The sequence below is a fragment of the Arthrobacter sp. TmT3-37 genome (assembly GCF_054510835.1).
The window spans coordinates 65,103-86,200 of sequence record NZ_JBTNDU010000002.1 but is presented as its reverse complement, the minus strand read 5'-3'; the positions used below and the strand labels follow the sequence as shown (position 1 = coordinate 86,200).

Sequence of the window (21,098 nt, the reverse complement as noted above, 5' to 3'; positions counted from 1 at the left end):
TGCCGTTCCGTATACAGAACGCTTCTGGGGCTGCAGCGCTCCGAACAGGAGATGCGCGGTGCACACCAGCTCCACCGTCCGGCCCGGCCTGCACGAACCCGTCCTCGCGGGCGTCGTCACGGCCCTCGTCGGTTTCACGTCGTCCTTCGCCGTCGTGCTTGCCGGACTGCGTGCCACGGGTGCCTCGCCGGAGCAGGCGGCGTCGGGGCTCCTGGCGCTAACCGCCGTCGTCGGCCTCGGGATCGTCCTCCTGGCGCTGCGCTTCAGGCTCCCCGTCACGCTCTCCTGGTCCACCCCGGGGGCCGCACTGCTGGCCGGGGCGAGTATCCCGGCGGGAGGCTGGCCGGCGGCCGTGGGTGCGTTCCTGGTCACGGGCCTCCTGTTCGCGCTGACCGGCGCGGTCCCCTGGCTCGGGCGGGTCGTGGCACGCATCCCCCAGCATCTGGCGCAGGCCATGCTCGCGGGGGTGCTGCTGCCCCTCTGCCTGGCGCCGTTCCAGTCCCTGGGCACCATCCCGCTGCTGGTGCTGCCCGTGATCGCCGTCTGGCTGACCGCCTCCGCCGTCATCCCGAAGTGGGCCGTACCGCTCGCCCTCGTCGCGGCCCTGGTGGTCATCGGCCTCCAGCTCGCCCGCGACGGGACCGGGATCGATCCGGCCGACCTGGTGCCGACGCCGGTGTTCACCGTGCCCGTCCTCGACCCGGCCGCCGTCGTGGGGATAGCCCTGCCCCTCTACGTGGTGACCATGGCGTCGCAGAACCTCCCCGGCGTGGCCGTCCTGAAATCCTTCGGCTATCGGACGCCCTGGCGTCCCGCCCTGGCCGTGACCGGGGCCGGCACGGCGCTCGTCGCCCCGTTCGGCGGGCACGCCGTCAACCTCGCGGCCCTGTCCGCCGCACTGTCCGCGGGTGAGGGGGCGGGCGAGGACCGGGACCGCCGCTGGGTCGCCGCCCTCACCGCGGGATTCTCCTACCTGGTGCTCGCCGCCGTCTCGGGCGCGCTCGTCGTCGTCGTGGGTGCCGCACCGGCCGGACTCGTGGAGGCGGTCGCCGGCCTCGCGCTCATCAGCACCATGGCGACGGCGGTCACCGCCGCGTTCGGAGACGCGACGGGCCGGATGAGTGGCGCCGTGACGTTCCTCCTGGCGGCATCGGGCCTGTCCGTCCTGGGCATCGGAGGGGCGTTCTGGGCCCTCGTCGGAGGGCTCGTGGTACGCGCGACCCTGGAACGGACGATCCGCCCGCGGCCGCGCGGCCGCCACTAGACCGGGGTGTTGGGAGCCTGCGCCTCGTCGCCCTGCTCACGTGCCTTGCGCTGCCGCGCGCGGTCGAGGGCATTGATGGCGGGAGCGGCGGTGATGCCGTGGATGACGATCGAGATGACGATCACGAGGCCCCCGACGCGCCACAGCGTGCTCTCGTCAGCGGCGAACTCGCCCTTCGAGAGGGCGTAGCTCAGGTAGTAGACGGAACCGATGCCGCGCACTCCGAAGAAGGCGAGCGTGCGGCGCTCCCACGGGCCCGTCTTGCCCCGCGCCAGGCTGAACCAGGCCGTGACGGGCCGCACCAGCAGGACGAAGGCGACGGCGACCACCACCTCCAGCGGCCGGAGGCCCTCGAACAGGCCCCGCGCCACGGCCCCGCCCAGCAGGACGAGCACGACGACGGTGAGGAGCCGCTCGAGCTGCTCGATGTAGCTGTGCAGCACCCCGTGGTAGCCGTGGGTCTGTTCCCCGGCGCGGATGGTCAGGGCGCACACGAAGACCGCGATGAAACCGTAGCCCTCGATCGCCTCGGTGAGCCCGTACGTCAGGAACGTCGCCGCGAGGGCGACGAACCCCTCGGAGTAGTTGGCGAGGCGGACGCTCTTGATCGGCGTCCGGAAGAAGACCCGGGCCAGCAGCTTGCCCATGCCGAACCCGAACGCACAGCCGATGATCATGCGCCACAGGACGTCGAGCAGGATCCACTCCACACCCCAGGCGGACGGGGACAGACCCACCGTGCTCATCAGGATGGCGAGGTACACGAAGGGGAAGGCGAGGCCGTCGTTGAGCCCGGCCTCGGAGGTCAGGCCGAAGCGCACCTCGTCCTCGGCCTCGAGGTCCTCCTCCGACTCCGAGGGCTCCCCCACCTGAACCTCGGAGGCGAGGACGGGATCGGTGGGCGCGAGGGCCGCGGCCACGAGCAGGGCGGAGGCGAGCCCGAGGCCCAGCAGCCACATCCCCATCAGCGTGAGGATCAGGATGCACAGGGGCATCGCGATGCCGAGGAGGCGCCAGGTGGTGGACCAGCGGCGCCAGCCGAGCTTGCGGTCGAGCGCCAGCCCGGCCCCCATCAGCGAGATGATGACGCAGACCTCACTCAGGTGGATCGTCACATCGCTGTAGGCCACCGGATCGGGATCGGGGAGGTCCTTCGCGAAGCTGAACACCAGGATGCCGGCGGCGAGGAACACCATGGGCATCGAGACCGGCGCGCGCATGAGCAGGCGCGGCAGGAGTGCTGCCGCGAACACGGCGAGACCCGCCGCCGCGTAGATGATGCTTGCTGCTTCGAACACGCGACCTCTTCCGTTCCGCCAGTAATGCCCGGTTTGAGCCCCTTCCCAACAGTAGGGCAGAGCCCGCCATGATCGAGCCGCTCGACCCGGTGCCTGTCACCCGCAGCGAAAGGGATGCCCCGTGGCCGGGGAGCGTCACCACCGCGTGAGAGCATGGAATTATGCCCACTTCCACCCACCCCATGGTCGATGTCACCGACATCATCCGCGTCGTGGGCGGAGCCGCCTTCCAGCGCGGACAGACCTACGCCAAGGACGGCGCCGTCAGCTCACTCGCCTGGGACGCCGAGTCGAAGCTGCTGACCGGGAAGGTCCGCGGGAGTGCGCCCAGCGACTACCGCACCAAGCTCCGCCTCGGGCTGAAGGGCGACGGACGGTTCCGTCCCCTCGAGAACTTCTGCAGCTGCCCCGTCGGGGCGGACTGCAAGCACGTCGCCGCCACCGCCCTGCAGAGCAACACCGAGAACCTCCTGGCCCAGCACGAGCGCGATCTCGGTGCTCGCCCCGCGCCGCGTCCGTCCGCACCGGAGGGCTGGCAGGCCTCCCTGACGGACCTGCTCGAGGCCGATGCCCCCTCGACCGATCCACCGGCCCCGCTGACACCCCTCGGCCTCCAGTTCGAGCTGCGGACGCCGGAAGTGGCCGTGCAGCGGTGGGGGTCGGCCGCCGAGCGCCAGGGGCAGCGGACGCTCAACACCCGCCTCGGCGTGCGGCCGGTCAGCCAGAACGGCAAGGGCAAGTGGATCAAGAACAACCTGTCCTGGGGCAGCATCAGCTACCAGACGTACGGGTTGAAGCTCGACCCGGACCAGCACCGCTGGTTCTCGCAGTTCCCGGCACTGCACCGCGGCACGGGCGTCAACTACTTCGGCAACAACGACTCCTGGCTGTACCTCGACGACTTCAGCAATCCGCTCCTGTGGCAGCTGCTGGACGAGGCGCAGCGCCTCGGCATCGCCTTCGTGGGATCCAAGAAGTCCGTGAGCATCGAACTCGCGGGCCGCGCCACCCTGAAGCTTGACGCGACGGAGACCGAGGACGGGGCCCTCCAGCTCTGCCCGGCGCTCGACGTCGACGGGCAGCCCCACCCCTCGGACACCGCGCATGTGATCAGCACGCACGGCATCTACACGGTCGCCCCCGACGACACCATCACCCTGGCGCCGACCTCCAGGAGGCTGACGCCGAAGGACATCGAGCTCCTGCAGCGCGGCCGCGCCGTCGTCGTCCCCGAGGAGGAGAAGTCCCTCTTCCTCCAGGAGTACTACCCCAGGCTGCGACAGTCCATCGAGGTGGACAGCAGCGACGGCAGCGTGGAGCTCCCCGAGATCCAGCCACCGGTCCTCGTCCTCACCACGGCCTACGGTGCGGACGGCTCGGTGACCCTCGACTGGCACTTCGACTACCCGCTGGGTGATGCGGTCCAGCGCAGGCCCTTCCGCCGGGGCGGTCCGGGCAGTGATGACGGCTACCGCGACGCCGACGCCGAGGACGGCCTCGCCGCTGCTGCGCGGAGCGTGCTCGGCTCCCTGCCGCTCAAGTCCCTGCAGATGAAGGACATGCAGGCCGTGGAGTTCGCGGAGGACGTGCTGCCCCAGCTGATGGAGCTCGAGGGCGTGACGGTGGAGGTCGTCGGCGAGAAGCCCGACTACACGGAACTGACGGAGACGCCGACACTGCGCATCAGCACCGTGGAGACGGACAACCGTGACTGGTTCGACCTCGGCGTGATGGTGACGGTCAGCGGCCGCACCATCCCCTTCGACTCCGTCTTCCGGGCCCTGGCGCAGGGCCGGAAGAAGCTGAAGCTCGTCGACAACAGCTACCTGTCCCTCGAGCAGCCCGTGTTCGACCAGCTCCGGGAGCTGATCGAGGAGGCCCGCGCGCTGAGCGAGTGGGACCCGGAGACCGGCCTGCAGATCAGCCGTTACCAGGCGGGACTCTGGGCGGACTTCGAGGACCTCGCCGAGGAGACCGAGCAGGCGCAGTCGTGGCGCGAGGCCGTGAGCGGGCTGCTCGAGCTCAAGGACGTCGAGGCCACGGCCGCCCCCGCCGGCCTGGTCGCGGAGATGCGCCCCTACCAGGCCGAGGGCTTCAGCTGGCTCGCCTTCCTGTGGCGGCATCAGCTCGGGGGCGTCCTCGCCGACGACATGGGGCTCGGCAAGACCCTGCAGGCACTGGCCCTCATGACCTACGCCAAGGAGAGCCGGGGGCTGGACGCCCCGTTCCTCGTCGTCGCACCCACCTCCGTGGTGCCGAACTGGTCCAACGAGGCCCACCGCTTCGCACCGGGGCTCAGGGTCGTCGCGATCAACGACACCCAGGGTGCCTCCGGGGTCCCCATCCGCGAGCAGGTCGGCGACGCCGACATCGTCATCACCTCGTACACGCTCTTCCGGCTCGACTTCCCCGCCTACCAGGACCTCCCCTGGTCGGGGCTCGTGCTCGACGAGGCGCAGTTCGTGAAGAACCGCGCGTCCAAGGTGCACCAGGCGGCCAAGGACTTCGACGCGCCCTTCAAGCTGGCGATCACCGGAACGCCCATGGAGAACAACCTCATGGAGCTGTGGTCGCTGTTCAACATCGTGGCGCCGGGCCTCTTCCCCTCGGCCCGGAAGTTCACGGAGGACTACCGGACGCCGATCGAGAAGATCGGCGACAACCGGCCACTGGTCCGGCTGCGCAAGCGCATCCGCCCGCTGATGATGCGCCGCACCAAGGAGGCGGTCGCCTCCGACCTGCCCCCGAAGCAGGAGCAGGTCCTCGAGGTGGAGCTCCACCCCGAGCACCGGCACATCTACGAGACGTACCTGCAGCGGGAGCGGCAGAAGCTCCTCGGCCTGATCGAGGACATGAACCGGAACCGCATGATCGTCTTCCGTTCGCTGACCCTGCTGCGCATGCTCAGCCTCGACGCCTCCCTCGTCGATCCGGAGCACGAGGGCGTACCGTCCGCGAAGCTCGAGGTGCTGTTCGAGAACCTCGACGGCATCCTCGCCGAAGGACACCGCGCGCTGGTCTTCAGCCAGTTCACGTCCTACCTGAAGAAGGCGGCCGAACAGCTCGACGCCCGCGGCATCGAGTACGCCTACCTCGACGGGTCGACGCGGAGCCGCGGCGAGGTCATCGACTCCTTCAAGGACGGCAAGGCCCCGGTGTTCCTCATCAGCCTCAAGGCCGGCGGGTTCGGCCTGAACCTGACCGAGGCGGACTACTGCTTCCTGCTGGATCCCTGGTGGAACCCCGCGTCGGAGGCCCAGGCCGTGGACCGCACACACCGGATCGGCCAGACGAAGAACGTCATGGTCTACCGCATGGTGTCCAAGGGGACGATCGAGGAGAAGGTCATGAAGCTCAAGGAGCAGAAGGCCAAGCTCTTCACCTCGGTCATGGACGACGACGCCGTCTTCAGTTCCGCCCTCACCGCCGAGGACATCCGGGGGCTGCTCGAGGCATAGTGCCGGTCAGGCACGGTCGCGCAGCGAGGGATCGAGCAGCTCGGCGAACGCACGGCCCCGCGAGGCGATCCACCAGTGGCCCCCGGGGACGGTGGTGACGGTCAGGTCCTCGATCCACTCGTCCAGGCCGTCGACGAGGTGCGGCGAGAGGAAGGGATCCTTCAGCGGCACGATGACGTGCACCGGAACCCGGACCCGGGTGGGCCGGGGCGGCCTGGCCGCCGAGGACAGGGTGGTCCGGTACAGGGCGAGACCGCGGACGGGATCGGCTCCCACGTTCCGCCGCGCAGTCAGCTCGTAACGCCGGGTCAGGACGTACTTCCACACCAGCTCCGGGAGGACCGGCAGCCGGAAGGCCCCGACGTACCAGCTGCGCAGCACCTGTCCGAGCCCCTGCGGCACCAGCCGCAGCCGGCGGAAGCGCCCGCGCAGCCAGCGGGAGAAGTGGCGTAGATCGGGTCCGGAGATGCTGGTGTAGTCGATCACCAGCCCGTGCGAGCGCTCGTCCTGGAGCACGGCCCAGCCCTGGATGGACCCCCAGTCGTGGCCGACGAGCCGAACCCCGCCCGGGGCCCCGACGGCCTCGAGCACGGCGAACACGTCGTCGACCAGTTCCGCCAGGGTGAGGCCGGCGCCGCCCAGCGTGCGCGACCGTCCGGCGTTCCGGGTGTCGAAGGCCACGAGGTGGTGCGTGGGCGCGAGCTCGCGCAGGACGGGGGAGAACACCCGATGGTCGTCGGGGTACCCGTGCACGAAGACGATGGTCGGTGCATCGGCCCGGGGGTCCGCCCCGTACTCGAAGACGGCGAGGTCGGCGCCCCGCGTAGGGATGGTGCGGTGCCGCTCGCGCAGGAGGTCCATGGGTCCCACCCTAGGGGCTGGTCGTGCCCTGCGGGAGGGCGATCAGGCGTCGGGCCCGGGACGCCCGGCCACGATCCTGCCGTCCTCGAGCCAGATGGTCCGATGTGCGACGGCATCGGCGAAAGCGGCATCGTGGGTCGCCAGGACGACGGCCCCTCCCCCTCGCGCGTGCCGGGCCAGCAGGCCTGCCAGCAGTGTGCGCGCGGCCTCGTCGAGGCCCGCGGTCGGTTCGTCGAGCGCCCACACGGCCGGCCCTGTCGCGATGATGGAGGCGAGGGCCACCAGGCGCCGCTGGACGAAGCCCAGTTCGTAGGGGTGGGCGTCCGCCAGCGCTCCGAGTCCCACACCGTCGAGCGCGGCCGACGCCCGCCGGACGGCCGCACCCCTGCGGACGCCCGTGGCCAGCGGCCCGAAGGTCACCTCGCGCAGCGCCGTCCGCTCGAAGAGCTGCTGGTCCGTGTCCTGGAACAGGTACCCGACCGTGGCGGCGAGGGTACCCGTCGGCTGACGGACGATCGGCACCCCGTCCACCGTCACGGAGCCGCCGTCCGCCCGGTGCAGGCCGTTGAGGTGCTGCAGCAGCGTCGATTTCCCCGAGCCGTTGGCACCCCTCACCGCGATGATCTCCCCCGGCAGGACGGTGAGGTCGACCCCCCGCAGCACGGCGGGTGCGGCCGCCGGTCCGGCCTCGCGATGACGGAAGGTGACTCCCTCGAGCGCGACCAGCGCGGGGGCGGCCGGCACCGTCCGGGGCTGGTCGGGACCCGCTGCGGGGCCTGCGGCGGGGCGCGGCGGATCGCCCGCCGTCCCGATGCCGTAGCGGCGCAGTCCTGCCCGGCGGGCCTCCGCCAGGGGACCCGCGAACACCGGGCGGCCGTCCGCGAGCGCCAGGACGCGGGCGTCCTGCGGCGCGGTCCGGGGCAGCATCGGTTCGCAGACCACGACCGCGGTCCCGTCCCGCCGCAGGGCGGCCAGGGCTGCCGCGATGTCCCGTACCGCGTCGGCGTCGAGACCCTGGAAGGGCTCGTCGAGGACCAGTACGCGCGGGCGCTGGACCATCGCCGCGGCGATGAGGGTGCGCTGGAGCTGGCCGCCGGACAGCCGGCGCGGGTCGCGGTCCAGGAGCGGGGTCAAGGCCAGGGCAGCGGCGATCTCGTGCACCCCGTCCCGCAGCTGAGCGGTGGGGATGCCGCGATTGGAGGGGCCGAAGGCGATCTCCTCACCGACGGTGGCGCACATCATGGACAGCTGTCCCCACGCGCCCTGCGCCACATAGGCGACGTGCGTGCTCCAGGCCGCGGGGTCGACGCGCGGGTCGGTGGGCGCACCGGCACAACGGATCGTCTCGCCGTCGAGCGTGATCGATCCGCGGAAGACCGAGCCCGCGGCCGCACCGGTCTGCCCGGCGAGCAACCGGGCCAGCGTCGTCTTGCCCGAGCCGGAGGCTCCCGCGACGACCAGGTACTCCCCCGGGCCCACGGTGAGGGCGACGTCGGCGAGGACGGGCACGCCCTCGTCGTAGGCGAAGGATTCGCCCTCGAGCCTGATCATGCGGCGCCCGGGCCGACGAGCCAGACCACGGAGAACACCCCGACCGCGACGACCATGGCACGCCGCACACACCGCTGGCGGACGGTGTCCGTGTCCGGCAGGTAGCTCGTACGTGTCACACCGGACGAGAAGCTGCGGGCCTCGAGCATGGAGTTGCGCTCGGAGGCATCCACGAGGAGGCCGATGACCAGCGGTGTCAGGACGGCCAGCAGTGCGCGGACGCGGGACACCGGGCCGCGTCCGACGACGAGTCCGCGCGCCTGCTGCGAGCGCGTGATCTGCCGTGCACGCATCGCGACGTGCGGGATGAGCCCCACGGCGGAACCCACGACGAACACCAGCTTCCGGTTCCACCCGCGGTGCGTCATGGTGGCCAGGAGCTCGGGGATGTCGAGCGTCATCGCGGCCGGAAGCAGCACCCCGGCGAACACGCCCATGCGCAGCCCCATGGCGGCGGCGAAGGACAGGCCCTCCGTCGTGACCCGGGCGATCCCGAGGTCGAGCAGGACAGTGCGGCCCTCGGGATAGAACAGGCCGTGCAGCAGCAGGGACGAGAGGACGAGCGGTCCCGCCACCAGGAGGACCGCCAGGCCGATCTGCCGGGGCCTGCCGGACACCAGGACGGCGGGCACCACCACGAGCACGAGGACCGCGAGGGAGAACTCCCAGCGGTTCACCACGAGGACGAGGACCACCAGCAGGACTGCGGCGAGCAGCTCGGTCAGCGGGTTGTAGATCCTGCGGCGCGGCATGGGTCAGGCGGCGCCGGCGTCGTTCCCGTTCGCCGATCGCGCGGGCGTGCCTGTCCTGGCGCCGAGGACGCGGTGGGCGCGTGCGAAGGGGAACTGGCGCACCGCACGCGGCGGGAGGGCATAGACGACGAGCGCCACGAGGACGAAGACCACGACCTTGTCCAGCGAATCCGACAGCAGCCCCTGCTTGGTCGCTGCGACCAGCAGCTTGTCCCCCATCGAGCGGAACACCGCGATGATCGCATTGGTCCCGAAGGTCCCTGCCGCGCCGAACATGAAGACGGCCACCGGTGCGGCCACGAGTCCGCCGATCGCCCCGACGACGAGGCCCGCGACCGGCGCCAGGTACATTCTGCGGAACGCACCGTACTTCGCCGCCATGCCGGCGAGCAGCCCGATGAGTGCGGCGCCGGCCGCGAAGGGCAGTGCGAACGGGTTGAAGAGCCCCCAGATTGCGTTGCTGATCGCTCCGGTGGCCGCTCCGGCAGCGGGACCTGCGAGGACGGCGACGAGGACGGTCCCGATCGCATCGAGGTAGATCTGCAGGCCCAGCGTCCCGGCCACCTGCCCGATGGCGATGTTCAGCGCGATACCGAGGGGCATGACCACGAGCGAGCTGGTGCTCAGCATCGGCAGGATGCCGCCGACCAGGAGCGCACCGCCGCCGAGGAATCCGAAGAGGGAGACGAGCGACGCCGTGCTGCCCATGCCGCCGGCGATCTCCGCGGGCTGGACGATCACGAGGAACAGGTAGGTGGCGACGATGAGTGCTCCGCCGAGGGCGAGGAGCAGGCGTCGCGGCCGCTGCACGGCGGTGCCGGCTGCGAGGGTCAGGGATGAACTCACGATATTCCTTGGGCGCGATGGACGGGGAGGACGCACCTCATGTCACCTCGGCGCCGGCCGCGCGGCGGTGCGGGCAGCTACCAGTGTACCGGGGCCCCGCCGCGAGCGTCGGTCCCGGCGACGGGCCGTGCCTCCGGACGGCGGTGGCCCGCAGCTGGAAGCCATGCCCTGCCGGGGGCACGTGCGGACACCCTCAGCCGTGCATCCTCGCCAGGTCCGACAGGCGGCGGACCATCACATCGAACACCGCCGCCGGGTCGTTGCGCGTGACGATCCGGGCGTTCGGCGCCCGCTTCCACATCCCGGCGACGTCCGCGACCGTCTGCCCGAACGTCAGCGGGGACTCCGTCTCGACGTCGACCGTCGCGAGCCGCTCCTCGAATCCGGCCTCGCCGGTCGCCACCATCGCCGCGAAGAGGTCGTGCAGGTGGGCGATGTAGCCCTGGTCGTACAGCCGGTGGAACTCCATGTAGAAGCGGAGGGCGTCGGAGATGCAGGCGACGACGGCGTTGTCGCTGCCACTGCGGGTGCCGTCGGGGTCGTCCGGGTCCAGGACCTCCGGCGCCGCGCCCGCCGCCCGCGCGACGGCGTCGACGTGGGCGGGGGTGCACTCGATGCGCTCCGTGGTCTCGAGCGCGCACACCACGGGCAGCTTCTCCAGGGGCAGGCCCTCGTAGGCGGCGAAGACCTCCTTGGCCGCGTGCGGGTCCACATGGGTGTTCCACTCCGCCACCGGTGTCGTGTTCCCCGGATGGTGGAACGCCCCGCCCATGATCACGAGTCCTTTCAGGAGCATCGGGAGATCCGGCTCCGCGCGCAGGGCCAGGGCCAGGTTGGTGAGCGGTCCCGTGACCAGTCCGGTGATCTGCCCGGGGTGGCAGCGCACCGCGTCGAGCCACACGTCCACCGCGTGCCGGGAGGAGATATGCCCGCGGGGGGATGGAAGAACCGCGTAGCCGATCCCCTGGTCGCCGTGGGTCTCCTCGGTCGTGACGAGGGGGATCTCGAGCGGGACCTCGCTGCCGAGGGCCACCTCGATGCCGGCACGGCCGCACAGCTCGAGCAGGGCCAGGTTGTTGATCGCCACCTGCCGCGCCCCGACGTTGCCGGCCGTGCAGGTGATGGCCTCGATGCTCGTCCCCGGTGTGGCGAGCAGATACAGCAGGGCGACGGCGTCGTCGATACCCGTGTCGACGTCGAGCAGGAGCCGCGTCCGGTGGTCCGCCACGCTCAGTCCGCCGCGGTGGTGCGGAGCAGGTGCAGGCGGAGCGTACGGGCCTTCTCGAGGTGCGTGCGGGCGATGGCACGGGCGTCGTCGCTGCGCCGATCGGTGATCGCACTGATCAGCGCCTCGTGCTCGACGAGCACTTCCTGCCAGCGGTGCCCGACGGACAGCGTGGAACGGGGCGTGTGGATGAGGTGGGTGGAGAGCCGCTGCAGGAGGTCCATCAGGATGGGGTTCCGGGCTGCGGACCAGAGCGAGGTGTGGAACTCGAGGTTGTTCGTGACCTTGGTGGTGTCGTCCGGTTCGACGACGCCGCGGTCCCGTTCCAGCAGCGCCTCGAGCCGCATGATGTCCGCGGTACCCCGGTTGAGGGCCGCCTGCCCGGCGGCCTCCTCCTCCAGCATGACCCTCAGGTCGTAGATCTGGATGACTTCCTGGGGGTCGATCTGCGGCACCTGGAGTCCCCGCGCCGCCCGTTCGAGCAGGCGTTCGTGCTGCAGCCTGCTGAGGGCCTCACGGACGGGTGTCCGCGAGACGCCGAACCGCTCGGAGATGACCACTTCGCGCAGCGCCGTCCCCGGCGGGTGGACGCCGGCGAGGATCTCGCTGCGGAGGACGCGGAAGATGGCGTCGCCGTCCACGCGCGCCGATAGATCGGTGGACTCTGCCATGGCGCCCCCTCGGTTCGTCGTGGTTCGGGTGGGCAGGGCAGGTGCCCTGCAGACGGTCCGGGCCGGGAGGTGGTACCCCCGGCCCGGAACCTCGTGGACGCTAGCTCGCGAGCTGGCGCAGCACGTACTGCAGGATGCCGCCGTTGCGGTAGTAGTCCGCCTCGCCCGGCGTGTCGATGCGCAGCACGGCATCGAACTCGACGGCGGAGCCGCCGTCGGCCGGGGTAGCCGTGACCTTCACCGTGCGGGGGGTGCGACCCTCGTTGAGCTCGGTGACCCCGCTGACCGCGAAGGTCTCCGTGCCGGTGAGGCCCAGGGACTCGGCGTTCTGGCCTTCGGGGTACTGCAGCGGCAGGACGCCCATGCCGATCAGGTTCGACCGGTGGATACGCTCGTAGCTCTCGGCGACGACGGCCTTGACGCCCAGCAGCGCGGTGCCCTTGGCCGCCCAGTCACGCGACGAGCCGGAGCCGTACTCCTTGCCGGCGAGGACCACCAGCGGCGTGCCGGCCGCGCGGTAGTTCTCGGCGGCGTCGTAGACGGCGGCCTGCGGCGCGTCCGGCTGCGAGAAGTCCTTCGTGAACCCGCCCTCGACGCCGTCCAGGAGCTGGTTCTTGATGCGGATGTTCGCGAAGGTGCCGCGGATCATGACCTCGTGGTTGCCACGGCGCGAACCGTAGGAGTTGAAGTCCTTGCGCTGCACGCCCTTCTCGGTCAGGTAGCGGCCGGCCGGCGTGTCCGACTTGAAAGATCCCGCGGGCGAGATGTGGTCGGTGGTGACCGAGTCGCCGAGCTTCAGGAGCACGCGTGCGCCGTCGATGTCCTCGACCGGGCTCGCCTCGCGCTGCATGCCCTCGAAGTACGGTGGCTTCCGCACGTAGGTGGACTCGGGATCCCAGGCGAAGGTCGCGCCGTCGGGCGTGGGCAGGGACTGCCACCGCTCGTCGCCCTCGAAGATCGTCGCGTAGCTCGACGTGAACATGTCCTCGTCGATCGAGGAGTCGATGACCTGCTGGACCTCGACCGGGTTCGGCCAGATGTCCTTCAGGAAGACGTCGTTGCCGGCTTCGTCCTGGCCGAGGGGCTCGGTGTCGAAGTCGAAGTCCATGGTGCCTGCCAGGGCGTAGGCGACCACCAGCGGCGGCGACGCCAGGTAGTTCATCTTGACGTCAGGGTTGATCCGGCCCTCGAAGTTGCGGTTGCCGGACAGGACGGCCGTCACGGCGAGGTCGTTGTCCTGGATGGCCTGCGAGATCTCGTCCTCCAGCGGACCGGAGTTGCCGATGCACGTGGCGCAGCCGTAGCCGACCGTGAAGAACCCGAGCTTCTCGAGGTACGGGATCAGACCCGACTTCTCGTAGTAGTCGGTGACGACCTTCGAGCCCGGGGCCACGGAGGTCTTGACCCACGGCTTGGACACGAGGCCCTTCTCGACGGCGTTGCGCGCCAGCACGGCGGCGGCGAGCATGACCGACGGGTTGGACGTGTTCGTGCAGGACGTGATCGACGCGATGCTCACGGCACCGTGGTCCAGCTCGAACTCGCGGCCGTCCTTCATGGTGACCGCAACCTTCTTCGACGGCCGAGTGGAGCCGGCACCCGCTCCGACGGTCTCGCGGGGCTCGGAGTTCTCGTCCGTGACCGACGACGTCGTCCCGGGCGTGAAGCTCGGCGAGTCCGATGCCGGGAAGCTCTCCTGCGAGGACTCGTCCACGGTGCCGCCCGGAGCGAACGTCAGGTCGGGGTCGTTCGAGTAGTTGCGCAGGTCCTCGCGGAACTGGTCCTTGGACTTGCTGAGCTCCACGCGGTCCTGCGGGCGCTTCGGTCCGGCGATCGACGGGACGACGGTCGAGAGGTCCAGTTCGAGGTACTCGGAGAAACGGATCTCGCGGGACGGGTCGTGCCAGAGGCCCTGCTCCTTGGCGTACGACTCCACGAGTGCCACGTTCTCGGCCGGGCGGCCGGTGAGGCGCAGGTAGTCGAGCGTGACGTCGTCGATCGGGAACATGGCGGCGGTGGAACCGAATTCGGGGCTCATGTTGCCGATGGTGGCGCGGTTGGCGAGCGGCACGGAGGCGACGCCTTCGCCGTAGAACTCGACGAACTTGCCGACGACGCCGTGCTTGCGCAGCATCTGGGTGATGGTGAGGACGACGTCGGTCGCAGTGGCGCCGGCGGGGATGTCACCGGTGAGCTTGAAGCCGACGACGCGTGGGATGAGCATCGAGACGGGCTGGCCGAGCATCGCGGCCTCGGCCTCGATGCCGCCGACGCCCCAGCCGAGCACGCCCAGGCCGTTGACCATCGTGGTGTGGGAGTCGGTGCCGACGCACGTGTCGGGGTAGGCACGCACCACGCCGTCGACCTCACGGGTCATGACGGTGCGGGCCAGGTACTCGAGGTTGACCTGGTGGACGATGCCCATGCCCGGCGGGACGACCTTGAAGTCGTCGAACGCGGTCTGTCCCCAGCGGAGGAACTGGTACCGCTCCCCGTTGCGCTGGTACTCGATCTCCATGTTGCGCTCGAGCGCCCCGGCATTGCCGAAGGCGTCGATCTGCACGGAGTGGTCGATGACCATCTCTGCCGGGGCGAGCGGGTTCACACGCTTGGGGTCGCCACCGAGGTCGGCGACGGCCTCACGCATCGTTGCGAGGTCGACGACGCACGGGACGCCGGTGAAGTCCTGCATGATGACGCGCGCGGGCGTGAACTGGATCTCCGTGTCGGGCTCGGCCGCCGCGTCCCACTGCGCGAGCGCGCGGACGTGGTCGGCCGTGATGTTCGCGCCGTCCTCGGTGCGGAGCAGATTCTCCAGCAGCACCTTGAGGCTGAACGGGAGGTTCTCGGCGCCCTCGACGGCGCTCAGCCTGAAAATTTCGTAGTGGGCGCCGGCGACGTCGAGTACGCCCTTCGCGCCGAATGAGTCCGCGGTCGACATGACGTTGGCTCCCTTCAGAGAGATTGTGGAATAGCCCCATCCTATTCCACGTCCGGCGTCATTGTATACAGTCGTACACCGCGCGGGTGGCCCTCCTGCAGTACGTCGAGGAGGGCGGACCCCTAGGCGTCGTGCCGCACCCTCGCATGTCGTTCGGGCGTCTCCTGCAGTCCCAGGAGGAGCTCGTCCTGGTCCACCGATTCGGCCCGGCTGTGGTCCACCACGGGCCCGGTCCCGGCGATCTCCCGGATGAGTTCGATCCCGGCGATCGCCTCTTCCTTCGAAGCGTAGAAGGTGGATACTGCCACGAGCGTTCCGTCCGGAGCGGTCAGTTTCACGCGGAAACCGTCATCGTGAGCGTCCACCAGTTTGAAGTAACCTGCCATCGTCCTACCTCCTTGTAAGGGGCATCCTTCGTCAGCTGCGGTCCCTTATCATAAGCATACTTACCGACCTTCTCCCCGCCGTCCCGGCATCGGGAGAGGACAGGGTCTGGACAAGCGGCCGGGCAGGCGGCAGGAGGCCACGGTCCTCACGTAGTGTTCGCGATGCCACTCCCCGCCCGGGCCGGCCGACGCCCGCCCCGACGCACCGACCAGAAGGAGCACGATGACCGAGTCAAGCAGCAGCGCAGGGAACCCCGGCGGCGCAGCCCTTCCCGCCGATCATCCCCTCGGCCCCGCGGTGCCGGTCCCGCCTGCCGGGAAGGAGGCGCGGCGCAGCGAGCAGGGCTCCGGGAACGAGGACGCCCCCGCGACGGCCGACCCGGCGTCGGACGCGACCGGCGGTCAGCACGGCGACGGCCATCCCGACGGGGATCGCCGGAACGACGTCCTGGACCCTTCCGCGGGATCGGCCGGGCAGCCCGCCGACACGATCCGCGACCAGCAGGACACCCATGCCGCAGGCGCCGTGCCGGCGGCGTTCAACGGCGAGGGCACACCCGCGGACCCGCACGAGGATCGCCACCCCGAGGACGCGGCGGCCGAGCCGGACAGCTGGGACAGCGGAGGAGCGACGTCCTGACGAGGTCCGCCGACGGGCACGCCGGCGCAGGCGTCCCTCGGGCGCCCCGTGTCCGCCGCCGCTCGGTGGGAGGGGCCGGAAGTGCCGCCGGTCAGCGGCCGCGCGTCGCGAAGCGTGCCACGATCGACGACGGCGCCACACGCGCCAGCGCCGTGAGCGCCTTGTAGCGCAGGCTCGGGATGGACACGGCCCGGCCCGCGGCCGTGTCCCTCAGCCCCTCACGGACGACGAGGCCGGCGTCGAGCCACAGGACCTCCGGCACGCTCGATGTGTCGACCCCCATGCGCTGGTGGAACTCGGTGTGCACGAAGCCGGGGCAGACCGCCGTCACCCGGATGCCCTCGGGCCCGTAGGTGAGGTTCGCCCAGCGGCTGAAGCTGATCATCGCCGCCTTCGCCGCTCCGTAGGTCGCTCTCGGGGTGAAGCCGGCGACGCTCGCCACGTTGATGATCGTCCCCTCGCGGCGGGGGCGCATGGACTGCAGGGCGGCGTGGGCGAGGGTGAGCGGCACCTCCACGTGGATGCGCAGGTGCCGGACCTCGTCGTCGAGCGTATTGTCCGCGAACGGCCGGACCAGCCCGTACCCGGCGTTGTTGACCAGCACGGTCACGGGCCGGACGCCGGGCTGCGACCGATCCGCTGCCGGGGACCCGGTACCGCCCGCGTCGTGCCCGCCGTCGAGGCGGGCGAGCACCCGGGCCAGGCCGTCCTCGTCGAGGAGGTCTGCTGCGAGGGTCTCGACCTGCACGCCCCAGCGGGTCCGCAGCGCGGCCGCCGTCTCCTCGAGCGGACCGGCGGCCCGGGCGACCAGCACCAGGTCGCAGCCGCGCGCCGCGAACTGTCGCGCGAATTCAGCTCCGATACCGGAGGTGGCGCCGGTCACGAGCACGGTCCCAGTCATACAGCCACCCTCCCCCGCCGCGCCCCGGGCCGCAAGATGCGGGGAGGCGGAGATGCAACGTCGATGCGACCCCCCGCACTGTAGGTTCGGCGCTACCAGCGCGTCGCCTTCGTCGGGGCGCGCCGGCGACGGCGCCCGGGCACACCGGACGCACCAGTGCAGGCAGGAGAGGAAGTTCCATGAGCGGTAACAGAGCTGTTGCGTACAAGGGACCAGGGAAGGTTGAGGTCATCGACATCGACTACCCCACCTTCGAACTCAAGGACGGACCGGGGGTGAACCCGGCCAATGTGGGCCGGGCCGTCCACCACGGTGTGATCCTCAAGACCGTCACCACCAATATCTGCGGATCGGACCAGCACATGGTCCGGGGCCGCACCTCGGCTCCGGCGGACCTCGTCCTCGGCCACGAGATCACCGGCGAGGTCGTGGAAGTGGGACGCGACGTCGAATTCATCAAGAAGGGGGACATCTGTTCCGTCCCCTTCAACATCGCGTGCGGCCGGTGCCGCAACTGCAAGGAGCGCAAGACCGGCATCTGCCTCAACGTCAACCCGGACCGGCCCGGCAGCGCCTACGGCTACGTGGACATGGGCGGCTGGGTGGGCGGGCAGGCCGAGTACGTCCTGGTCCCCTACGCCGACTGGAACCTGCTGAAGTTCCCGGACCGCGACCAGGCCCTGGAGAAGATCCTGGATCTGACGATGCTCTCGGACATCTTCCCCACGGGCTACCACGGCGCCGTGTCGGCCGGGGTGGGGGTCGGCTCCACGGTCTACATCGCAGGTGCCGGTCCGGTCGGCCTCGCCGCCGCCGTCTCGGCGCAGCTCCTGGGCGCCGCCGTCGTCATCGTGGGCGACCTCAACGAGGGGCGGCTGGCGCAGGCACGGAGCTTCGGCTGCGAGACGGTGGACGTGTCCAAGGGCGATCCCCGCGACCAGGTCGAGCAGTTGCTCGGCGTTCCCGAGGTGGACTGCGGCGTAGACGCCGTCGGATTCGAGGCGCGGGGCCACGGCTCCGGTTCCGCGACCGAGGCGCCGGCGACGGTCCTGAACTCGCTCATGGACATCACGGCCGCCGGCGGCGCCCTGGGCATCCCGGGGCTGTATGTCACCAGCGACCCGGGAGCGGGCGACGACGCCGCGAAGGTGGGCTCCCTGTCCCTCAGCCTCGGCACGGGGTGGGCGAAGTCACTGTCCTTCACCACGGGCCAGTGTCCGGTCATGAAATACAACCGGAGCCTCATGATGGCCATCCTGCACGACCGCGTCTCCATCGCGAAGGCCGTCAACGCCAAGTCGATCGGACTCGAGGAGGCACCGCGTGGCTACGAGGAGTTCGACGCCGGAGCCGCGACCAAGTACGTGCTCGATCCGCACGGGTACGTAGCGGCCTGACCGGCGCGTCCGGACGGACGGGAAGGGGTCCGGGCTGCTATGCCCGGGCCCTTTCCGGCGCCGATGGGGCTTCCGCGCTCCCTGCCGGGCCCGCAGTGCGCAAGTGTCGCAGAGGATCCTCAGTTTGGCCACATTTTCTTCCCTCGATTCGACCCGATGTCAAGCGCCGCGCCGTACCGGTTTGGCAACGAAACGAAATTACTTTACGGTGGAGGTAGTTCCCCGTCCGGGGAAGCGAAAAAGCTGCCGTCATACGAGCAGCGATGAATGCCCGGCACCGCCCTCCACCGCTCGTTGCTCAACAGGCGGCTGCCGAACCATGACCTCTATTCAAGTCAAGGTGAGCAGCGGCGCGAAGAAGTCCGGGGACGGACCTAGTGCGGGTGGCCTTTCGGAGCATCGTAACCCCATGAATACACACTCCTTCAGCACCAGCGCCCGTCGCGGACTCGCAGCAGTAGCACTCACCGGCCTCGGCCTCGGCGCAGCGGCCGGAGCGGCCAACGCCGCCCCCGCCAGCGACTGGGATGCACTGGCACAGTGCGAGAGCGGCGGAAACTGGGGCATCAACACCGGGAACGGCTTCTCCGGTGGCCTGCAGTTCACCCCCTCCACCTGGGCCGCCTTCGGTGGCCAGGGCGCTCCCCAGAACGCCAGCCGCGAGCAGCAGATCGCCGTCGCCGAGAACGTCCTCGCCGGCCAGGGCTGGGGCGCATGGCCCTCCTGCTCGGCACAGCTCGGGCTGAGCAGCACCGCTGCCCCGGGTGACGTGCAGTTCCAGCAGGCTCCGGCACCGGTCGCTCCCGTCGCCCAGGCACCCGTCCAGGTCCAGGCCCCCGTCCAGGTCCAGGCCCCCGTCCAGGCACCGGTCCAGGTCCAGGCGCCCGTCGTCGCCCAGGCTCCCGTCGCCCAGGCCCCCGTTGCTCCCGTCGCACTGAGCGGCGAGACCTACACCATCCAGTCGGGTGACACCCTCAGCTCGATCGCCGGCAAGCTCGGCGTCAACGGTGGCTGGCAGGCACTCTTCGCCGCCAATGCCGACACCGTGATCCACGCGGACCTCATCTTCACGGGTGCCGTCCTGCAGCTCCCGGCCTAGTCCACAGGCCTCATCCGGGCGGTTGCCGCGTTCGCGGGTTGCTGTGTCCGGAACGAACGAAACCCCCGCCTCTCGAGGCGGGGGTTTCGTTCGTTCCGGTGTCGCGGCCGCTAGCTGCAGGACGTCGCGTCCACGTCGATCTTGAGGTTGTGCGCCACCGCGTAGTCGCGCTCCGGCGAGGAGAATGCCACGAGGATGTTGTCCGCGCTGCCGTGCGTGGCACCCTGCGCGAGCTCGACGGTCACGATGATGTTCACGTGGGCGTCGGGCTCGAACTCGTAGCCCTCGGCCGGGACCGGAGGGCCGATGGGCTCCGGTGACGCCGACGGCGTCGGTGCTGCCGAGTGCTGCGCATGGGCGTCGGTCTCCGCTCCCGGATGGTGGTGCCCCTCGCGGTTCGCCGTCTGGACCATCGACGAGATGATCTCCAGGCCCTGCGGATCTCCCAGGCTCATCCTCCCCAGGGTGAAGGTCTCCAGCGTCGGATTGTGCAGCATCACCGTGTAGCGCAGCCGGCTGTCGTCGGGCTGGACACCGCAGAGCTCCGCGCCGTCGACCCCCACGTTCAGCGGGTCCTCGCCGAGATCGGCGCCGACGGGCACAGCCCGCCCGCCGTTCGCGGTGGCGGCGTCCTCGGCCGTCCCGGCCCGTCCGGCCGCATTGACTCCGAGCGGGTTCTCCTCGGCGCTGCCGCAGGCGGCGAGCGCCAGCGAGGCGGTCAGTACTACGGCAGCCAGCGCGGAGCGGCGCCGGGACGGCAGTGCGGTCAGGAGTTTCACGAGCAGCCCTCCGGTCGGCCGGACAGGAGAAGGCCGGCGCTGATACCTGCACTTCGTTCCACAGCGCGGTTCGGCTTGGTCCGGTGCTCCGCACCCCACCGTGCCGGCACCCGGACCTCGTCAGGCCAGGGGTTTGCCGCCGGTGACCCCGAGGATCTCCCCGGACACGTAGCGCGCATCGTTCGAGGCGAGGAAGACGTAGGCTCCGGCGAGCTCGGCCGGCTGGCCCATCCGTCCGAGGGGCGTTCCCTCGCCGAACGACTCCAGCTTCTCGGATGTCGTCGTGGCGGGCTGCAGCGGCGTCCAGATGGGTCCGGGGGCGACGGCGTTCACCCGGATGCCACGCTCGCCCAGCAGTCCCGCGAGGCTGAAGGTCAGGTTGTTCAGGGCCGCCTTGGTCGCGGCGTAGTCCATGAGGCTCGTCGACGGGTGGTAACCCTGCACGGAGGTGGTGTTGATGATCGAGGACCCCTCCTCCAGGTGGGGCAGGGCCGCCTGCGTCAGCCAGATCGTGCCGAACACGTTCGTCTCGAAGGTACGGCGTAGCTGGTCGGCATCGATGTCGGGGAGGCCGTTCGGCTGGGCGATGTGGAAGCCCGCGTTGTTCACGAGGATGTCGAGGCCCCCGAGCCCCTCCACGACCTGCCGGACGGCTGCGGCGGCATACGACTCGTCCCGGAGATCGCCCGGCACGGCCAGTGCGGTCCGGCCCTCGGCGCGGATCAGCTCGAGGCAGCTCGCGCCGTCTTCCTCCTCCTCCGGGAGGTAGCCGATGGCGACGTCCGCGCCCTCCCGTGCGAAGGCGAGGGCCACGGCCCGGCCGATGCCGGAGTCTCCTCCCGTGATGAAGGCCCGCCGCCCCGCCAGCCGACCGTGTCCGGTGTAGCTGTCCTCGCCGTGGTCGGGGCGCGGGTCCATGCGCTCGGTGAAGCCGGGATACTCCTGCAGTTCAGGGGACGCGTCGACGGCGGGACCGCGCGGGTCCTCCTGGTCGAGGGTGCCTGACGGTTCGTTGGCCATTGCGCTCCT

17 protein-coding genes are annotated in these 21,098 nt (G+C 70.5%); 5 read left to right on the top strand and 12 right to left on the bottom strand.

Annotated features, from left to right (window positions below; translation table 11 throughout):
• Positions 1-58 precede the first annotated feature (58 nt).
• Entirely contained in the window at positions 59-1,264 is a 1,206-nt protein-coding gene (locus tag ACX80U_RS03245; protein WP_459267390.1) for a benzoate/H(+) symporter BenE family transporter, read from the top strand.
• Here the strand turns inward: ACX80U_RS03245 and ACX80U_RS03240 are convergent.
• The gene (locus ACX80U_RS03240; RefSeq protein WP_133082897.1) at positions 1,261-2,562 is read right to left on the bottom strand and encodes a cation:proton antiporter domain-containing protein; all 1,302 of its coding nucleotides are present in this window, start codon (positions 2,560-2,562) and stop codon (positions 1,261-1,263) included. The genes ACX80U_RS03245 and ACX80U_RS03240 overlap by 4 nt on opposite strands.
• A 161-nt stretch (positions 2,563-2,723) precedes the next feature.
• On the opposite strand from ACX80U_RS03240, the gene ACX80U_RS03235 reads away from it, so the two are divergent.
• Positions 2,724-6,020 carry a DEAD/DEAH box helicase gene (locus ACX80U_RS03235; protein WP_459267389.1) on the top strand — a complete coding sequence of 1,099 codons (3,297 nt, stop codon included), beginning with the start codon at positions 2,724-2,726 and terminating at the stop codon, positions 6,018-6,020.
• Positions 6,021-6,026: 6 nt separating this feature from the next.
• Here the strand turns inward: ACX80U_RS03235 and ACX80U_RS03230 are convergent, their stop codons facing one another.
• From ACX80U_RS03230 to ACX80U_RS03195, 8 genes are all read right to left on the bottom strand, one after another.
• The gene (locus ACX80U_RS03230) at positions 6,027-6,881 is read right to left on the bottom strand and encodes an alpha/beta fold hydrolase (protein WP_459267388.1); all 855 of its coding nucleotides are present in this window, start codon (positions 6,879-6,881) and stop codon (positions 6,027-6,029) included.
• A 42-nt stretch (positions 6,882-6,923) separates the two neighbouring features.
• Entirely contained in the window at positions 6,924-8,432 is a 1,509-nt protein-coding gene (locus ACX80U_RS03225; protein WP_459267387.1) for an ABC transporter ATP-binding protein, read from the bottom strand.
• Complete coding sequence (locus ACX80U_RS03220; RefSeq protein ID WP_459267386.1) at positions 8,429-9,184, bottom strand: energy-coupling factor transporter transmembrane component T; 756 nt, start codon at positions 9,182-9,184, stop codon at positions 8,429-8,431. Before ACX80U_RS03220 ends, ACX80U_RS03225 begins: the two co-directional genes overlap by 4 nt.
• Before the next feature lie 3 nt (positions 9,185-9,187).
• On the bottom strand, positions 9,188-10,030 hold the full coding sequence (locus tag ACX80U_RS03215) for an ECF transporter S component (protein ID WP_459267385.1): 843 nt from the start codon (positions 10,028-10,030) through the stop codon (positions 9,188-9,190).
• Between the two features lie 193 nt (positions 10,031-10,223).
• Positions 10,224-11,258, bottom strand: a complete 1,035-nt coding sequence (locus ACX80U_RS03210; protein ID WP_459267384.1) for a nucleoside hydrolase — start codon at positions 11,256-11,258, stop codon at positions 10,224-10,226.
• A gap of 2 nt (positions 11,259-11,260) precedes the next feature.
• Positions 11,261-11,926, bottom strand: coding sequence for a GntR family transcriptional regulator (locus ACX80U_RS03205; protein ID WP_459267383.1), 666 nt, complete (start codon positions 11,924-11,926; stop codon positions 11,261-11,263).
• A 100-nt stretch (positions 11,927-12,026) separates the two neighbouring features.
• Complete coding sequence (gene acnA, locus ACX80U_RS03200) at positions 12,027-14,867, bottom strand: aconitate hydratase AcnA (RefSeq protein WP_133082904.1); 2,841 nt, start codon at positions 14,865-14,867, stop codon at positions 12,027-12,029.
• A 122-nt stretch (positions 14,868-14,989) separates the two neighbouring features.
• Positions 14,990-15,253, bottom strand: a complete 264-nt coding sequence (locus ACX80U_RS03195; protein ID WP_133082905.1) for a YegP family protein — start codon at positions 15,251-15,253, stop codon at positions 14,990-14,992.
• 223 nt (positions 15,254-15,476) lie between these two features.
• Between ACX80U_RS03195 and ACX80U_RS03190 the strand changes: the two genes are divergently transcribed.
• Entirely contained in the window at positions 15,477-15,893 is a 417-nt protein-coding gene (locus ACX80U_RS03190; RefSeq protein ID WP_459267382.1) for a hypothetical protein, read from the top strand.
• A gap of 91 nt (positions 15,894-15,984) precedes the next feature.
• Here ACX80U_RS03190 and ACX80U_RS03185 read toward each other — a convergent pair whose 3' ends face one another.
• Complete coding sequence (locus ACX80U_RS03185) at positions 15,985-16,794, bottom strand: SDR family NAD(P)-dependent oxidoreductase (protein WP_459267381.1); 810 nt, start codon at positions 16,792-16,794, stop codon at positions 15,985-15,987.
• A gap of 179 nt (positions 16,795-16,973) precedes the next feature.
• On the opposite strand from ACX80U_RS03185, the gene fdhA reads away from it, so the two are divergent.
• Together fdhA and ACX80U_RS03175 are read left to right on the top strand one after the other, a co-directional pair.
• Positions 16,974-18,191 (top strand): formaldehyde dehydrogenase, glutathione-independent, encoded by a 1,218-nt coding sequence (gene fdhA, locus ACX80U_RS03180; RefSeq protein WP_133082908.1) that lies wholly within the window; start codon positions 16,974-16,976, stop codon positions 18,189-18,191.
• A gap of 409 nt (positions 18,192-18,600) precedes the next feature.
• Entirely contained in the window at positions 18,601-19,290 is a 690-nt protein-coding gene (locus tag ACX80U_RS03175) for a transglycosylase family protein (RefSeq protein WP_459267380.1), read from the top strand.
• Between the two features lie 110 nt (positions 19,291-19,400).
• On the opposite strand, the gene ACX80U_RS03170 is transcribed toward ACX80U_RS03175, so the two are convergent.
• On the bottom strand, positions 19,401-20,069 hold the full coding sequence (locus ACX80U_RS03170) for a hypothetical protein (RefSeq protein ID WP_459267379.1): 669 nt from the start codon (positions 20,067-20,069) through the stop codon (positions 19,401-19,403).
• A gap of 120 nt (positions 20,070-20,189) precedes the next feature.
• A complete protein-coding gene (locus ACX80U_RS03165; protein WP_459267378.1) occupies positions 20,190-21,089 on the bottom strand; it encodes an SDR family oxidoreductase in 900 nt (299 codons plus the stop codon).
• Positions 21,090-21,098 lie beyond the last annotated feature (9 nt).

Excerpts from the sequence above, each read along its gene's own strand:
- ACX80U_RS03235 (WP_459267389.1), top strand. The coding sequence starts at position 2,724 with ATGCCCACTTCCACCCACCCCATGGTCGATGTCACCGACATCATCCGC.
- ACX80U_RS03205 (WP_459267383.1), bottom strand. The coding sequence starts at position 11,926 with ATGGCAGAGTCCACCGATCTATCGGCGCGCGTGGACGGCGACGCCATC.
- ACX80U_RS03220 (WP_459267386.1), bottom strand. The coding sequence starts at position 9,184 with ATGCCGCGCCGCAGGATCTACAACCCGCTGACCGAGCTGCTCGCCGCA.
- ACX80U_RS03225 (WP_459267387.1), bottom strand. The coding sequence starts at position 8,432 with ATGATCAGGCTCGAGGGCGAATCCTTCGCCTACGACGAGGGCGTGCCC.
- ACX80U_RS03190 (WP_459267382.1), top strand. The coding sequence starts at position 15,477 with ATGACCGAGTCAAGCAGCAGCGCAGGGAACCCCGGCGGCGCAGCCCTT.
- acnA (WP_133082904.1), bottom strand. The coding sequence starts at position 14,867 with ATGTCGACCGCGGACTCATTCGGCGCGAAGGGCGTACTCGACGTCGCC.
- ACX80U_RS03165 (WP_459267378.1), bottom strand. The coding sequence starts at position 21,089 with ATGGCCAACGAACCGTCAGGCACCCTCGACCAGGAGGACCCGCGCGGT.
- ACX80U_RS03175 (WP_459267380.1), top strand. The coding sequence starts at position 18,601 with ATGAATACACACTCCTTCAGCACCAGCGCCCGTCGCGGACTCGCAGCA.
- ACX80U_RS03230 (WP_459267388.1), bottom strand. The coding sequence starts at position 6,881 with ATGGACCTCCTGCGCGAGCGGCACCGCACCATCCCTACGCGGGGCGCC.
- ACX80U_RS03195 (WP_133082905.1), bottom strand. The coding sequence starts at position 15,253 with ATGGCAGGTTACTTCAAACTGGTGGACGCTCACGATGACGGTTTCCGC.
- fdhA (WP_133082908.1), top strand. The coding sequence starts at position 16,974 with ATGAGCGGTAACAGAGCTGTTGCGTACAAGGGACCAGGGAAGGTTGAG.
- ACX80U_RS03185 (WP_459267381.1), bottom strand. The coding sequence starts at position 16,794 with ATGACTGGGACCGTGCTCGTGACCGGCGCCACCTCCGGTATCGGAGCT.